The sequence below is a fragment of the Pedobacter sp. AK013 genome (assembly GCF_014205835.1).
Lineage (GTDB): Bacteria > Bacteroidota > Bacteroidia > Sphingobacteriales > Sphingobacteriaceae > Pedobacter.
This window is the reverse complement of record NZ_JACHCQ010000013.1, coordinates 1-14,828: the sequence shown is the minus strand read 5'-3', so window position 1 is coordinate 14,828 and position 14,828 is coordinate 1. Positions and strand designations below refer to the sequence as shown.

Here is a 14,828-nt window from a genome sequence, read left to right as displayed (position 1 = left end):
TTAATTTCGTGGAGGTTTTTTTGTTTGTACCTTTATCAAATGTTAAATTCTGCTTTTTTCGACCAAGTTTTTTGGGGCAACACCGTAAAAGCCTATTTCCTTTTCGGAGGGATACTTTTTTTAGGCTTAGTTTTTAAGAATATCGTTTCTAAGCTGCTAAGCAGGCTGCTGTTTAAGCTTTTCAGAAACTTTTCAAATCAATCGCATAACGATGCTTTTGTTGCCTTATTGCTAAAACCCATTGAGGTTTTTATTCTATTAACTACGCTTTACCTTTCCATTAATCAGTTAAAACACCCGTTAGAGGTGGCTGTATTTCATTACAGCAAATTAATAGGCAAAGTTAAAGAGCTGATACCGGTAACCATCGGCGATTGTATAGACCGGATATTTTTATTTGGGATCATCTTATCTATTTTTTGGATTATTTTAAGGATAATCGACTTCATTAGCCATGTGCTTCTGTATAAAGCTTCGCTTACGGATAATAAGGCCGACGATCAATTGGTACCCTTTTTAAAAGAACTGTTTAAAACGATCGTAATCTTTATCGGTTTTTTCACTCTGCTTGGTTTTGTTTTCGAAGTTAATGTATTAACGCTGATTACCGGATTGGGTATTGGTGGTATTGCCATTGCTTTGGCTGCTAAAGAGAGCTTAGAGAACCTAATAGGATCATTCACCATCTTTTTAGATAAACCTTTTACTGTTGGCGACCTGGTAAAGGTTGATGGCGTGGAAGGTACGGTTGAAAAGGTTGGTTTTAGGAGTACAAGGATCAGAACTTCCGAAAAAACCATGGCTACCCTACCTAATAGGGGTATGATAGATGGGGTTTTAGAAAACCTTTCCTTGCGAAATTCGCGTAAGGTGTCGTTTGTGATTGGGCTTACCTACGAAACCAATTCTGATTCATTAAGAAAAATTATTTCCGAAATACAGGATTATATTAACCAACACCAGGGTACCAGTAACGATGGAAATGCCTCTTTTAAAAGCTTTGGAGATTCTGGTCTAAATGTAGAAGTTAACTATTTTGTAACCGTACTTGAATATGCTGAATTCCTTAAAATCAGGCAGGAAATCAATCTCGAAATTATGGATATCGTTATTCGCAATAAATCAGATTTTGCTTACCCAACGCAACGTTTAATTAGCGATAAGCCTACTTCGGCAGGTAATCATGAAGAGGTAGGTAATGACAGTATGGATTAAAGCGGTTAAGTGCCGTGGTCATGCAGTCTATACGTTGCTCAATACTTTATTAGTAGAAAAACAAAAAGGATGTCATCCTAAGCCTGTTGAAGGACAATCTTTTTTAGGTTTTTCGCATTTAAGGTCTTCGACAAGCTCAGACTGACAAAGAGTGAGTGTTAATTAAAGAAAGTACCATAAAGAAAGTGCGTTAGATAAGTAAAAAGGTTGCTTTTTTTGGAAATCAAAGTCTGTGGGAATGATTAAAGTTTGTTCCTGCTATCCACTTCAAGTCCTCCCGGTGAAAAATTGGGATGCGGACTTTTCGTTACTATCATAGGAGGTTTATATGGCGCCTTTTTGTGTTTCAAAATATTTCATCTTCCGTAGTACGTGCCCTCGCAGACAACTAAGATATCTCGAAAAGAAGTATACTATAATGAAAAAGCCGACTTAGTATAAACTAAATCGGCTTTTATTATAATTGTATTTTTCTTTTAACTCAAGGTAGCCAGGGTAGTTATCCCACCTTTTACAACCTGGTTAAGTTCTACATTCACTTTTGTGCCTACCGGTAAAAATACATCAACCCTTGATCCGAATTTAATAAAACCAAATTGTTCTGTTTGTACAACTTGATCGCCTTCTTTTACGTACCATACAATTCTACGCGCCAAGGCCCCCGCAATTTGACGGAACAATATAGGAGTGCCATTTTTATGTTCAACAACGGTTGTAGTACGTTCGTTTTCTGTTGAAGATTTTGGATTCCACGCAGCAAGATATTTTCCTGGGTGATATTTGAAGAACTTTACCACTCCCGAAATCGGGTTGCGGTTAATGTGAACATTTATAGGTGACATAAAAATTGAAACCTGTAAACGTTTATCCTTAAAGTATTCGCCTTCTTCTGTTTCTTCAATTACCACTACTTTACCATCTGCAGGGCAAATAACTAGGTTTTCGCCTGAAGAAAAGCTACGGCTCGGGTTGCGGAAAAACTGCAATACAATGATAAATAATGCAGCTGAAAAGAGATAAATGAACCAGCGTAACCAGGTAATATCATGGTATTTATAATCGACTACGGCGTTGATTACGAAAATAAACAAGATGCTTAAGGCAATGGTGGTGTAGCCTTCTTTATGTATGGTCATTGTTTTAGAAATTATTGGGCAAAGGTGCGAAAAATAAATTAATCCAATCTAAAAATTATGCGCCAGTTGCCCTGTAAATATCTGTCAGGTTTCTGCCAAGGCCGTTATAGTCCAGGCCATAGCCCACCACAAACTCGTTAGGTATTTCAAAACCAACGTACTCTAGCGCTTTAATTTCGTGTTTTAATGCACTTGGCTTAAGTAAAAGAGACGCTACTTTAACTGAAGCCGGATTTTTTTCAGTTATTGTTTTTAAAATATGCGTTAAGGTTAAGCCTGTATCAACAATATCTTCCACAATGATAATATCTCTGCCTTCGATGTTATCTGGTAATCCGATCAGTTCTTTTATATTTCCAGAACTTGCTGTTCCCTGGTAAGAAGCCACACGCATAAAGGCAACTTCACAAGGTACATTAATCTCTTTAATCAAATCAGCCATAAATAGGAAACTTCCATTTAATATACCAATAAATAGCGGGCATTTACCCTCATAGTCCACGTTCATCTGAATGCCCAGCAAACGGATCCTTTTGTTTAGGGTATCATTCTCTAAAAATATCTCGAACTCTTTGTCCTCTACTTTTATTTTGTGCATTTTGATGTTAAATATTTTAAATGTTGGAAAGTTGTAAACGGCTAACCGCCAATTAAAAACGGATTTCGGTTAATTGTATAAATTTTTTAACTGGTTAATCGTTGGGTTAACTAAAAACTGTAAACTGTCAATTGAAAACTGCCTACTGTTGACTTTTCTCCAATTCCTTTTGGCGTCTTCGTTCTTCTCTTCGCTCCTGCCTCAATTGTTTTTTGGTTTTAGTGGTATCGGCAGGCGTGGTGGTCTGTTTGGTTGTTGTGTCTTTTTTAGATCCGCCACCAAAAAGGCGTTCGAAGAAATTCTTATTTTTATCGTGTACAATTACTACCGGCAGGCCATCTCCATCGTCGTCAAATGCAGAGGTATCAACCACAGCAGTATCAGGCGCCAAATAACGGCGGAGTCCTTCTCTCAGGCGAACATTGTAAAAGCCATAACCAGCGGTATCGCTAGGTGTTAAGCCTTTTCTGGCCATAATATTACCCATAAACCTGAAGTAGTTGAACATATAAGGCTTCAGGCTACCATCAGCCATGAATTTATACATCGATGCTTTTGGTTTAGGTACAATACTGGCCAGGAACAATCCGTCTCCAATGGTTAAATCGGCAGGTTGTTTTCCAAAATAATACCTTGATGCTTCCCCTATCCCATAAATATTCTGTCCCAGTTCCATAATGTTGAAATATACCTCCAGCATCCGCTGTTTGCTAATCAGGTGGTTATGTTCAATAAGCCAAACAATCAAAATCTCTTCGGCTTTACGGGCCAGCGTTTTCTGACGGCTCAAATACACATTTTTAACCAACTGCATGCTGATAGTACTGCCTCCACGCTTAAATTTCTTTTCCTTAAAATTTACGGCGATTGATTTGCGGATCGATTCTTCAACAAAACCATTGTGCGTAAAAAACGAAGGATCTTCTGCAGTTAAAACGGCATTGATAAAATTCTTTGAAATGGCCGATAATGGTGTAAAGTTCGGGTTAGATGGGCCAATAGTAATATCGCGCATCGGTTTGCCGTACTCGTAAGGTGTATATACAAAAGTATTATTGATTTTTTGCAGGTTGGTTTTGCCCCACTGCACAATTTTGAAGTTAACCGGTGTAAGTGTGGAGTTGAAACGCACGCTATCTGGCACTTTGGTATCCAGGTAAAAATTAAGGTTGTATTTAACCTTGCCTTGTACTTTTAAGCCCTCCAGGGATTCAAACAGGCCTTGTGGAAAAGCATCTAAAACCCCTTGAGCATCCTGCTCTTCGGCACTTAGCTTTAACTCGTATATTTTATTTTTTCCTAAAGTATATTTAACAAACGGGTGGATCTGTGCATTTTTTAGATAAGCGGTTGAGGTACTGTCTAAAGCAATGTAATTAGGTCCGACTAAAATATCTGCGTCCAGTTTTGCGCTTTGGATAATAATATCGTTTGAAGCAATGCGAGGTTGATTAATCAGCATGTTTTTAACTGACCAGGAGCCAGATATCTTATAATCATCGCCACTGTATTTGGCATTTTTTAATTCGGTTTGCAAAGTATCAAAGCTCAGCTTGGCATGCAGTTTATTGTTGAGGTAGGGTAATTCCAGCTTTTTTCCATCGGCATATGCCATAAAGTTTAACTCTTTACTGCCTGGATTAACATAACCATTAACATGCCAGGTAGATTCGTTATTGTTCACATCAATGGTCGATTTTAAATCGCCGCCATCTATTGTGGCTGTCGTTGCAAAACTCAATTTGGCCGTATCGTGATCGTTTAGTTTAAAAACCATGTTTTTCACATCCATATCGTCAGGGATTTTATATAAAACCTGATTTAAGATGTTGCTCGCTATTTCTGGCAAGTTGGCTTTTTGGTTGGTCTGAGTGCTGTCTTTTTTCTTACGTTTTAAGATGAAATCGATATTTGTTGTCGAATCTTTAAGCACTACGCCTACAAAACCATTGTTCAGTTTTACTTCAGAGAGTTTTACTTTGCCAAAAATGAGCGGAAAAAGTTTTACGCCTACGCTGAGTTCACCGATGTTAGAAAGTGTGTCCCGATCTTTCGGGACAACAGAAATGTTGGTCATTTTAACGGTGCTGAGCCCGGTAAAACCAACCGATCCGATTTTAACCTCCAAGTCATAATCTTTATCGGCCTTGGCAATTGCTTTAGCCACCATTTTTTTAAGAAGAGCTTCCCTTTTGCTATAGGCTACCGTACCTAAAGCAATACAAACAACTAAAAAAACACCTAAAACCCAGGCTCCGATTTTTAAATATTTTTTGGGGATCTTAATTTTTGGTATTTGCATATAGTCGTTAAAATGGTTAATTGCTTAAACGTAACAATTAAATGTTTATTTCGTGTTAAAATTACAGTTAAAAAGCCTAAATAAAAGTATTTGTGGCTATGTTTTGTTAATTTTGAATTTAAATTAATACCATGCAGATTAGCCCGCAACAAGTTTTAGATGCGCTTAAAAATGTTGAAGATCCCGATCTTAAAAAAGATCTGGTTACTTTAAACATGATTAAAGATTTACAGATAACAGATAACCAGGTCAATTTTACATTAGAGCTTACTACGCCGGCATGTCCGATGAAGGAAATGCTAAAAAATGCCTGTACAAATGCCATTAAGCATTTTGTATCGCCAACGGCAGAAGTAATGATCAATGTAACTTCGAGGGTTACTCAACCAAGTAATTCATCATCATTAGATAACATCAAAAACATCATTTTGGTTTCATCTGGAAAAGGAGGGGTTGGTAAATCTACTGTGGCGAGTAATCTGGCCGTTGTATTGGCTAAAGATGGTGCCAAAGTTGGCCTTATTGATGCGGATATTTATGGCCCATCTGTACCAACCATGTTCGATCTGGTTGATGCCAAGCCAGGCGCAGAAGAAACTGCTGATGGTAAAACGAAAATTTTACCGATCGAAAAATACGGAATAAAACTATTGTCATTAGGTTTTTTTGCAGATCCTGGTCAGCCAGTGCCATGGCGTGGCCCAATGGCTTCGAATGCAGTAAAACAGTTGTTTAATGATACCAATTGGGGAGAACTGGATTATCTGATCGTCGATCTTCCACCGGGAACGGGCGATATACACATCACTATTACGCAGAGTTTCCCAATTTCAGGGGCGGTTGTGGTTACTACACCGCAACAGGTTGCACTGGCCGATACACATAAGGGTTTGGCAATGTTCAGAATGCCAGGAATCAATATCCCGATTTTAGGTGTTATAGAAAACATGTCGTATTTTACGCCAGCAGAATTGCCGGAGAATAAATATTATATTTTCGGAAAAGGTGGCGGCACCGAACTTGCGGCACGTTTTGAAGTACCATTTTTAGGTGAAATTCCAATTATCCAAAGTATTTCGGAGGCAGGAGATAAAGGGAAGCCGGTGGCACTGAATCAAAATCCTTTGCTGGATGTTATATTTGGAGATATTGCAAGTAAAATTGCACAACAGATATCCATCAATAACGCGCAAATGGTGAATTGCTAAAAAATTACTATTTTTATAAATTAAAATATATATAATGAATTTAACAGAACAAGTAGAACAGGCATTGGAAACTATCAGGCCGTATTTAAAGGCTGATGGAGGTGATGTTTCTGTTGAAGAAATTACATCTGAAGGAACAGTAAAGCTTAAACTTTTAGGCAACTGCGGTTCTTGCCCGATGAGTTTCATGACTATGAAATCTGGTATCGAACAAGCCATTATGAAAGCTGTTCCACAGATCACTTCTGTAGTTGCCGTTAACATGGCCGAGCAAGATTAAGCTTTAACACTATTTAACAAGGAAGTTTTATTAATAAAATTACTTTTGTCTTAATGAGATATTGTATTGCCCTGATTTGCTTAATTTTTTCTGTTACCGCTTTTGCACAACAAAAGCCGGCACAGGATAAACTCATCCAATTTTCTGGGATTATTACCGATATCGATAGCTCAAACGTCATACCTTACGTTACTATCACCAATCTTTCTGCCAAGAGTAAAAGGGTTGGTGCGGATTACAGAGGATATTTTACATTTATTGTTAATCCTGGCGATACCATTTTGTTCACGGCCATTGGTTACAAGAAGTTTTCTACAGTGATTCCAGAAAGTACGCCAGACAGCAAGTACACAATTATGGTTAAGTTGAAAGCCAATGTAATCGATTTGCCATCGGTGCGTGTTTTCCCTTGGGCGACAACAGAAGAGTTTACCCGCGAGTTTTTATCCATGAAACTGGCGGATGATGATATGGCTATTGCCAAAAAGAACCTTTCGCGTTCATCAATTGATGGCTTGATCCAAACGTTACCGCGTGATGGGCAGGAAATCGGAAGTCAGAATTATCGGTATAATTTTGACAGGATGATTAATAAGAATATGGTGCAAACCAATCCCCTACTTAATCCTTTCGCCTGGGGCAAGCTGATGCAGCAGATTTTTGATGGCGATAAGAGCCGGAATAATTAGTCTGGAGTCTTAAGTCCCGAGTCCTTAGTCTTGTGAACGCGGCCCTACAATCATCATCCTGATCCGATAGCTATCGAAATTATTTCAGAATATAGTGCTATCATAACATGAAATTTTTTCCCTCTCAATCATTTATATTACATTCGGATATTTCAGTTGCCGAAGCCTGGAATAATTTATCAAAAGCGATATCAAAAGATCAAAATATCTTTGCAACTCTTTTTCCTAAAAATCCCGAGGTTGAACTGTTTAAGGGTTATATCTATCAGTCTACATTCACCATTCAGAGAAATTTATCATACAGAAACTCTTTTCAGGCAGAGATTTCAGGAGAAATATTTACAGAGGGTAATGGTTGTAAAGTAGATGTTCAACTAAGTTTAATGCCACTTGTGAAAGGTTTTTTAATGATTTGGTGTTCACTTGCTACAGTTTTTGCATTATATTTCTTTTTGGGGCAATAAAGAAACATGAGCCGAATCTGGCGTTTGGTTCATTAGTCGCATTGGGCATGCTTGGGTTTTGTTATTTAATTGTAACTGTTGGTTTCAAATCTGATTGTGAGGAATGCAGAAAAGCGCTAAATGTTGTTTTTAAGGTTGAGCCGCAACTGATCTTTAAGGGGAAAGACTGGCGGCGGAATAAATAGTTTTGTCATTATGATAGTGGATCTTGGATACACGGCCAAGGCACTGCTTTTTTAATCAAAACTATGCATTGCCGTTAACAGCGCTTTCGAAACCCTTTGTTACGAGATTAACTTTTACCATGAAGTAACATTTGCCCCCATCACGAACAACTATGCGTTCCTTTTTCCAATTGGCGTTAGAGTTGTTACAAATGCAGTAAATTAATACCTCTTTTTCGCCCTTACTATTAGTTGTTGGAGTATATTGCCGTTTGTAATCTTTAAGATCTATGAGGTAGTTACTTTTATCGTCTTTAGGCGAAATAAAACTTAACATATGCTTATTATAATCTTCGGCAAATTTTAATAAGATTTTATCTATTTCTATTAGGTCAGTCCTGGTCAACTGCGCAGGTTTTCGAAAAGCAGATTTTTTTTCGAAAGGAAATATAGCAATATAGGAGGTATCGATTTCAGGTCCATTATCATAACTGTAATGGATTTTTGAGGGAGTAATTTGTTGGCAGCTAATCAGGCTAATGCCCATCAAAATAACGAGGCAACCTTTACTTAATAACCGCCAACAATGGTTCATTACATTATCTTTTTTTGCTCTTGTTCGGAAACTTCATTTTGTAATCTGTTTTGATATTTCCTTTCGAAATCGCATCCAATTTACTTTTAAGCATGGTTTTACGTAATACACTTACTTTATCGGTAAATAACTTGCCTTCGATGTGGTCGTATTCGTGCTGAATTACGCGTGCTGGCATTCCGTCAACATCGTCGGTATGTTCTACCCAGTTTTCGTCGAAATAGGTAATCTTGATGTTCGGCTTGCGCATAATGTTTTCGCGGATATCAGGAATACTTAAACAACCTTCGTTGAAGCTCCATGCTTCGCCGGTTTCTTCCAGAATTTCGGCATTGATAAATACTTTTTTATAGCCTGGTTTACCGTCTTCGTCATCACCTGTATCTACAATAAACAAACGGATGGGTAAACCAATTTGAGGGGCAGCTAAGCCCACACCGTTTGCATAATACATGGTGTCGAACATGTCGCTGATTAATTGTTTTAATTCTGGATAATCTTTATCAATATCGGTTCCTACTTTTTTTAAAACAGGATCACCGTAAGCTACTATTGGTAATTTCATTGTATTATATTTTTTTCAGGTGCGAACCTGAACTCATTAATTATTGTAAAATGGTGTCAGTCTGAGCTTGTCGAAGACCCATTATTAAGTCCTTCGATAAGCTCAGGAAGACAAATAAGAAGATTTGACTTACAAAAATAAGAATTATTCCTCTATTGGGCAGAAAGTAAAGATATTCAGTTGCTCGATATTTAAAATCTCATCGGTAACTTCAGCCATTTGCTTGGTTGTAACTGCATTTATTTTCTCAAAAACAGTTTCCAGAGAATCGATTTTGTTGTGATCGATCAGGCTTTTTGCCATTGAAATGATTAAACCGATCCTGTTTTCTTCACCCAAAGCAATCTGTCCGATAAATTTGTTTTTGGCTTTTTGAAGCTGTATGTCATTTAAAGGGTGTTCTCTGAGCTTTTTGATCTCCTTAAAAATTAAAGCGAGTGCTTTGGTCTGTTTTTCTTTATCTGTTCCGAAATAAATAGAAAAAATACCAGTATCACTTAAGGGCGAAAAATTAGATTCGATGGTATAAGCAATGCCATATTTTTCTCTGATCTGCAGATTTAATACCGAACTCATACCATTGCCGCCAAAGTAATTATTTAACAGCATTAAAGGTACCTTTTGCAATTGGTGCGTAGAATATGCCTGCGCACCTAAAATGCAGTGTGCCTGCATAATCGGCTTATAAATAGTCGTATTGCTTTGCGGAAGTATATTAGGTTTTACCCTTACTTTATCTGGGTTGTTTTCTTCTACGCCAGCAAAATGTTTACTTCCTTTATTTATAACACTATTTAAAGTATAATTGCCTAAAACGGCCACCACAATTTCGTTGGTACGATAATTCGCTTTTCTAAAATTAATTACATCCTCCCTGGTAAAATGCTGAACAGATGCTGTTGTGCCTAAAATATTGTTGCCCAAAGCATGGCCAGCGAAAAGCATATCTTCAAAATCATCATTAATGGCTTCTTCGGGCTGATCGAGATAAGAAGAAATTTCATCCAGGATTACACTTTTCTCTTTTTCCATTTCCTCTTCAGGAAAAGTAGAATGGAAGAGTATATCATTGAAAAGATCTAAGGTTCTATCTAAATATGGATTTAAGAAAGAAGCGTGCACACAAGTATATTCTTTCGTGGTATAGGCATTTAAATCTGCCCCAACACTTTCCAAACGATTTAAAATCTGGTTGGTGCTCCGTTTTTCGGTACGCTTAAAAATCAAATGCTCAATAAAGTGTGCTAAACCCGCTTTGCCTTCAGGCTCATCCCGCGATCCTGTATTAACGATGATGCATGCATGAGATATGGCGGATGCTGAAGGTACGTGCAATAAGCGTATGCCGTTTGGCAAAGTGTGAACATTGTATTCCATTGAGGGGCAAAGATAAGGCTAATTGCTTACAATGACTCTGTATCCGGGTATTGCAATTGTAAAGCGGAAATCAATTTATCTTTAGTTGGCCGCTTCAGTATCAAAAAAATAAAATTAACAGCACCAAATATTAAAAAGAATGAATTATGTGTCATAAAGAAACCAACAATGTTGAAGAGCGCTCCGCCTTCTAGCATAGCTGCGCTAATGATAAATGCACTTTGATACATATTGATCTTGGTCTCAGCTGTTGCGCTTTTGTCGATTTTAGCCATTAAATTTCTGTGAAAAAAGATGCTTGCCGAAATGGTAATCAATCCCATGATTGGAAATATCGGATTAAAAGGTGAAGTGGTTTTGGGGTTCGCATCAAAAAACATGATCTCACGGTTGAGAAAGATGGTTACTAATGCAAAGAGGAAAACACCAGAGCATAAAGCAAGGTGGATAATTTGAAGTGTTTTTAGTTTGGTGTTCATTATGGGGTGATATATAATTGATTAATGGTTTTAAAAAAACGGGTGTCATTCCCCTGCAGGTGGGAATCCTAAAGCGTTTATGCATTAAGATTCCCAATCAGGTTGGGAATGACGAGCCGATTAAAATTTTATTTAGTTATCCCCTCGAGCGCAAACAAAAATGCCCATCTTAAAGAAACATCTTTTAAGTAGTCAAAACGACCAGATGCCCCGCCATGACCAAATTCCATATTAGTTTTAAGCAGTAAAACATTTTTGTCGGTTTTTGTAGCCCTTAATTTAGCTACCCATTTGGCAGGTTCGAAATACTGTACCTGGCTATCATGTAAGCCTGTAGTAACTAACATATTTGGGTAAGCTTTTTTCTCTACATTTTCATAAGGGGAATAGCTTTTCATATAATCGTAAGCCGCTTTTTGTTTTGGGTTGCCCCACTCATCGAACTCGTTGGTGGTTAGTGGAATGCTTTCATCCAGCATGGTATTAATTACATCTACAAAAGGAACATCAGCAATAATACCATTCCATAAATCGGGTGCCATATTAGCAACCGCGCCCATCAATAAACCACCTGCGCTACCTCCATGTGCATATAAATGGCCTTTTGACGTGTATTTCTGATCAACGAGATATTCCCCTGCCGAAATAAAATCGGTGAAAGTGTTTTTCTTTTTCATCAGTTTACCATCTTCATACCACTGACGCCCCATTTCCTGCCCACCGCGGATGTTGGCAATAGCGAAAACAAAGCCGCGGTTTAACAAACTCAGCCTAGGTGAAGAGAAATTTGCATCCGTGCTCGATCCGTAAGATCCATACGCATAAAGTAATAATGGAGCGTTGCTGCTCTTTTTGAAGCCCTTTTTGTAAACTAGGGCAATCGGTATTTTTGTACCGTCTTTTGCCGTAGCGAAAACACGTTCTGTTGCGTAATCTTTAGGATCGTAACCGCCAACAACTTCCTGCTGTTTCATTAGTTTTTTATCCTTTTTCTCCAGGTCGTAATCGTAAACTGAGTTTGGTGTGGTTAAAGAGGTGTACGAATAACGCAGTGTTTTGCTGTTATACTCTGGGTTTGCGCCAACACCGACAGCATAAACAGGTTCATCAAACTTGATATAATAATCGCTACCATCTTTTTTCAGTACGCGCAGCTCGGTTAAGCCATTTTTACGTTCAGATAATACCAGATGATCTTTAAATTCTTCTCCGTATTCCAATAATACATCTTTTCGGTTCGGAATAACCTCTTTCCAGTTTTCTTTTTCTGTTTTATCCAGCGGGCATTGCATCAAACGGAAATTTTTGGCATTCCAGTTGGTTATGATGTAAAACTTATCATCTACGGTTAAAATATCGTATAGTACATCTTTTGAGCGGGGCGAAAATACTTTAAAAGCAGCTTCTGGATGGTCGGCATCAATCATCCTATATTCGGTAGTTAATGTCCCTTGTGATGCAATGAAAATAAAACGGCCATTTTTCGATTTCATTACACCGATATAATTACTGTTGTCTTTTTCATCATAAACAACCATATCCGTTTTAGCATCGGTACCAAGCGTGTGTTTTTTGATTTTTTCGCTTAATAGTGTAACTGGGTTTTTTGAGGTATAAAAAAGTGTTTTATTATCATTCGCCCATGCTACCCCGCCCTCGGTGTTGGTAATGGCATCTTTCAGCATTTCGCCAGTTTCTAAATTTTTAACATTGATGGTATATTGGCGGCGAGAAACCTGATCTACACCAAAGGCTAAAAGTTTATTGTCGGGACTAACACTAAATCCGGTTGCGCTGTAATAGGCATGGCCTTTTGCCAGTTTATCTACATCTAATAATATCTCTTCCGAAGCTGATAAACGCCCCTTTTTACGGCAATACTTAAAATATTGCTGCCCGTCTTCGGTTCTGGTGTAATAAAAATAGCCATTTTTGAAAACAGGGACAGACTCATCTTTTTCTTTAATCCTACCTTTCATTTCTTTAAACAGATCAGCCTGAAATTGATCAGTACTTTTCATCATCGTGTTGAGGTAGCTGTTTTCGGCTTTTAAATAATCGACAACTTTTGTACTGTCAGGACCTTTTTTAAAGTAATCAATCATCCAATAGTAGTTATCTACCACGGTATCGCCGTGTATAACTCGTTGGTGCGGAATAATTTCTGCTACTGGTGCTTTGGCATCAGGCCACTTTATTGCTTTCATTTCTTTTTTTTGAGGGTTGTTGCAAGCCATAACTGTACTAAGTACAATTAAGCCAGTTAAGATACGTTTCATAGTGGTTTGAATTAGGTTGAATGCAATTTAAATAATTTAGTTCAATAGTTCAGTGGTCATTAGTCATTAGTGGTGAGATGGTTAATGGTATAAACTGTTTAAATCGGTTAATCGGCTCTGAACGCCAAACCCCCAACTCCACACCAATTGCCATTTTAGCAAAAATCCATTATGCCTATAGATAATCATCTGAATTAGAAAAATTGATGGTAAATTGCCACATCAAATTGCTTGAAAATAATAATGAAATTAGGGTACAAAAAAATAGTTGTTAAAGTTGGTTCGAATGTAATTACGCAGGCGAATGGTTTGCCTGATGAAACAAGGATAAAACACCTTGTAAATCAATTGTCAGACATTAAAAAGCAGGGTGTTGAAGTTATTTTAGTGTCTTCAGGTGCAGTAGCATCAGGCAGAAGTTTGATCAAAGTATCGGAAAAACAAGATGCCGTAACTACCCGACAACTATTGGCGGCCATTGGTCAGGTTAAACTGATCAATACCTACGCTAATTTTTTTGCCACCCATGAAATTCAGTGCGCACAGGTTTTGGTTACAAAAGAAGATTTTCGTGATCGGGCGCATTATTTAAATATGAAAAACTGCTTACAGATTTTGCTTCAAAATGAGGTAATTCCTGTGGTGAATGAAAATGATGTAGTTTCGGTTACTGAGCTGATGTTTACGGATAATGATGAACTTGCAGGGCTAATTGCCTCGATGTTAAATGCTGATGCGTTGATTATTTTATCGAATGTAAATGGCATTTATAATGGAGATCCGAAAGTTGCAGGTTCGGCCGTTATTGAGGAAATTAATGGCTCGGTTGCTAATCTGGCTTCTTTTATACAAACGGGTAAATCGCAATTTGGCCGTGGCGGAATGATTACCAAATCGACCATGGCACAAAAGGTGGCTAAATTGGGCATTTCTGTGCATATTGCCAATGGAACGAAAGATAATGTACTGATTTCTTTGTTGAATAATGATCTGGTACACACCCGTTTTGTGCCGGAAAAAAGTAAATCGGGCAAGAAAAAATGGATTGCCCATTCTGAAACTGCAGCAACTGGTGTGGTGAAGTTAAACGATGGCGCAAAAACGGTATTAACCTCTGGCAAAGCAACCAGCTTATTGCCGGTAGGGATTATCGAAATACAAACCGACTTTTTAAAAGGCGATATTATTAAAATCATTGACGAAAAAAATAGCCTGATCGGATTGGGTATCGCGGAATATGGATCAGATAAGGCCCGGGAACGCATTGGGCAAAAAAAGCAAAAAGCCCTGGTGCATTACGATTATTTTTATTCGGCTATTTAATAAATTAAACTCGTCATCCTGAACTTGTTTCAGGATCTTAATTAACAGATGCTGAAATAAATTCACTGTTGTCCGGTTAAAATTGATTATTGAAGATAAATAAGGCTTATTGGCTAATTAAGGTTGTTTATGTTTTAAAATCTATTTCTAAGGT

14 protein-coding genes are annotated in these 14,828 nt (G+C 37.8%); 6 read left to right on the top strand and 8 right to left on the bottom strand.

Annotation, left to right across the window (positions count from 1 at the left end):
* Positions 1 to 39: 39 nt before the first annotated feature.
* Positions 40 to 1,215, top strand: coding sequence for a mechanosensitive ion channel family protein (locus HDC90_RS10495; protein ID WP_184466084.1), 1,176 nt, complete (start codon positions 40 to 42; stop codon positions 1,213 to 1,215).
* 476 nt (positions 1,216 to 1,691) lie between these two features.
* Here the strand turns inward: HDC90_RS10495 and HDC90_RS10490 are convergent, their stop codons facing one another.
* From HDC90_RS10490 to HDC90_RS10480, 3 genes are all read right to left on the bottom strand, one after another.
* The gene (locus HDC90_RS10490) at positions 1,692 to 2,351 is read right to left on the bottom strand and encodes a phosphatidylserine decarboxylase family protein (protein ID WP_184466082.1); all 660 of its coding nucleotides are present in this window, start codon (positions 2,349 to 2,351) and stop codon (positions 1,692 to 1,694) included.
* A 55-nt stretch (positions 2,352 to 2,406) separates the two neighbouring features.
* Positions 2,407 to 2,949, bottom strand: a complete 543-nt coding sequence (gene hpt / locus HDC90_RS10485; protein ID WP_184466080.1) for a hypoxanthine phosphoribosyltransferase — start codon at positions 2,947 to 2,949, stop codon at positions 2,407 to 2,409.
* A 142-nt stretch (positions 2,950 to 3,091) separates the two neighbouring features.
* Positions 3,092 to 5,251, bottom strand: a complete 2,160-nt coding sequence (locus tag HDC90_RS10480; protein ID WP_184466078.1) for a transglycosylase domain-containing protein — start codon at positions 5,249 to 5,251, stop codon at positions 3,092 to 3,094.
* A gap of 131 nt (positions 5,252 to 5,382) precedes the next feature.
* On the opposite strand from HDC90_RS10480, the gene HDC90_RS10475 reads away from it, so the two are divergent.
* The 4 genes from HDC90_RS10475 (at position 5,383) to HDC90_RS10460 (ending at position 7,892) form a co-directional block, all read left to right on the top strand.
* Positions 5,383 to 6,459, top strand: a complete 1,077-nt coding sequence (locus HDC90_RS10475) for an Mrp/NBP35 family ATP-binding protein (protein ID WP_184466076.1) — start codon at positions 5,383 to 5,385, stop codon at positions 6,457 to 6,459.
* A 34-nt stretch (positions 6,460 to 6,493) separates the two neighbouring features.
* The gene (locus HDC90_RS10470; RefSeq protein ID WP_029274884.1) at positions 6,494 to 6,739 is read left to right on the top strand and encodes a NifU family protein; all 246 of its coding nucleotides are present in this window, start codon (positions 6,494 to 6,496) and stop codon (positions 6,737 to 6,739) included.
* A 53-nt stretch (positions 6,740 to 6,792) separates the two neighbouring features.
* A complete protein-coding gene (locus tag HDC90_RS10465; protein ID WP_167295865.1) occupies positions 6,793 to 7,428 on the top strand; it encodes a carboxypeptidase-like regulatory domain-containing protein in 636 nt (211 codons plus the stop codon).
* Positions 7,429 to 7,535: 107 nt separating this feature from the next.
* Positions 7,536 to 7,892 carry a hypothetical protein gene (locus HDC90_RS10460; protein WP_184466074.1) on the top strand — a complete coding sequence of 119 codons (357 nt, stop codon included), beginning with the start codon at positions 7,536 to 7,538 and terminating at the stop codon, positions 7,890 to 7,892.
* 246 nt (positions 7,893 to 8,138) lie between these two features.
* Here HDC90_RS10460 and HDC90_RS10455 read toward each other — a convergent pair whose 3' ends face one another.
* The 5 genes from HDC90_RS10455 to HDC90_RS10435 all read right to left on the bottom strand — a co-directional run bounded on the left by HDC90_RS10455 (position 8,139) and on the right by HDC90_RS10435 (position 13,351).
* Positions 8,139 to 8,651: a hypothetical protein gene (locus HDC90_RS10455; RefSeq protein WP_184466072.1), complete on the bottom strand. Its 513-nt coding sequence runs from the start codon at positions 8,649 to 8,651 to the stop codon at positions 8,139 to 8,141.
* A gap of 4 nt (positions 8,652 to 8,655) precedes the next feature.
* Positions 8,656 to 9,216, bottom strand: a complete 561-nt coding sequence (gene def / locus HDC90_RS10450) for a peptide deformylase (RefSeq protein WP_184466070.1) — start codon at positions 9,214 to 9,216, stop codon at positions 8,656 to 8,658.
* A gap of 144 nt (positions 9,217 to 9,360) precedes the next feature.
* Positions 9,361 to 10,593 (bottom strand): pitrilysin family protein, encoded by a 1,233-nt coding sequence (locus tag HDC90_RS10445; RefSeq protein WP_184466068.1) that lies wholly within the window; start codon positions 10,591 to 10,593, stop codon positions 9,361 to 9,363.
* A 26-nt stretch (positions 10,594 to 10,619) separates the two neighbouring features.
* Complete coding sequence (locus tag HDC90_RS10440; RefSeq protein WP_184466066.1) at positions 10,620 to 11,072, bottom strand: hypothetical protein; 453 nt, start codon at positions 11,070 to 11,072, stop codon at positions 10,620 to 10,622.
* 128 nt (positions 11,073 to 11,200) lie between these two features.
* Positions 11,201 to 13,351, bottom strand: coding sequence for a S9 family peptidase (locus HDC90_RS10435; RefSeq protein WP_184466064.1), 2,151 nt, complete (start codon positions 13,349 to 13,351; stop codon positions 11,201 to 11,203).
* Positions 13,352 to 13,594: 243 nt separating this feature from the next.
* Between HDC90_RS10435 and proB the strand changes: the two genes are divergently transcribed.
* Positions 13,595 to 14,674, top strand: a complete 1,080-nt coding sequence (gene proB / locus HDC90_RS10430; protein WP_184466062.1) for a glutamate 5-kinase — start codon at positions 13,595 to 13,597, stop codon at positions 14,672 to 14,674.
* Positions 14,675 to 14,828: the final 154 nt, after the last annotated feature.

Coding starts and splice junctions, on each gene's coding strand:
- HDC90_RS10475 (WP_184466076.1), top strand. CDS start 5,383: ATGCAGATTAGCCCGCAACAAGTTTTAGATGCGCTTAAAAATGTTGAA.
- HDC90_RS10435 (WP_184466064.1), bottom strand. CDS start 13,351: ATGAAACGTATCTTAACTGGCTTAATTGTACTTAGTACAGTTATGGCT.
- def (WP_184466070.1), bottom strand. CDS start 9,216: ATGAAATTACCAATAGTAGCTTACGGTGATCCTGTTTTAAAAAAAGTA.
- HDC90_RS10480 (WP_184466078.1), bottom strand. CDS start 5,251: ATGCAAATACCAAAAATTAAGATCCCCAAAAAATATTTAAAAATCGGA.
- HDC90_RS10445 (WP_184466068.1), bottom strand. CDS start 10,593: ATGGAATACAATGTTCACACTTTGCCAAACGGCATACGCTTATTGCAC.
- HDC90_RS10465 (WP_167295865.1), top strand. CDS start 6,793: ATGAGATATTGTATTGCCCTGATTTGCTTAATTTTTTCTGTTACCGCT.
- proB (WP_184466062.1), top strand. CDS start 13,595: ATGAAATTAGGGTACAAAAAAATAGTTGTTAAAGTTGGTTCGAATGTA.
- HDC90_RS10470 (WP_029274884.1), top strand. CDS start 6,494: ATGAATTTAACAGAACAAGTAGAACAGGCATTGGAAACTATCAGGCCG.
- HDC90_RS10440 (WP_184466066.1), bottom strand. CDS start 11,072: ATGAACACCAAACTAAAAACACTTCAAATTATCCACCTTGCTTTATGC.
- HDC90_RS10495 (WP_184466084.1), top strand. CDS start 40: ATGTTAAATTCTGCTTTTTTCGACCAAGTTTTTTGGGGCAACACCGTA.
- HDC90_RS10460 (WP_184466074.1), top strand. CDS start 7,536: ATGAAATTTTTTCCCTCTCAATCATTTATATTACATTCGGATATTTCA.
- HDC90_RS10490 (WP_184466082.1), bottom strand. CDS start 2,351: ATGACCATACATAAAGAAGGCTACACCACCATTGCCTTAAGCATCTTG.
- HDC90_RS10455 (WP_184466072.1), bottom strand. CDS start 8,651: ATGAACCATTGTTGGCGGTTATTAAGTAAAGGTTGCCTCGTTATTTTG.
- hpt (WP_184466080.1), bottom strand. CDS start 2,949: ATGCACAAAATAAAAGTAGAGGACAAAGAGTTCGAGATATTTTTAGAG.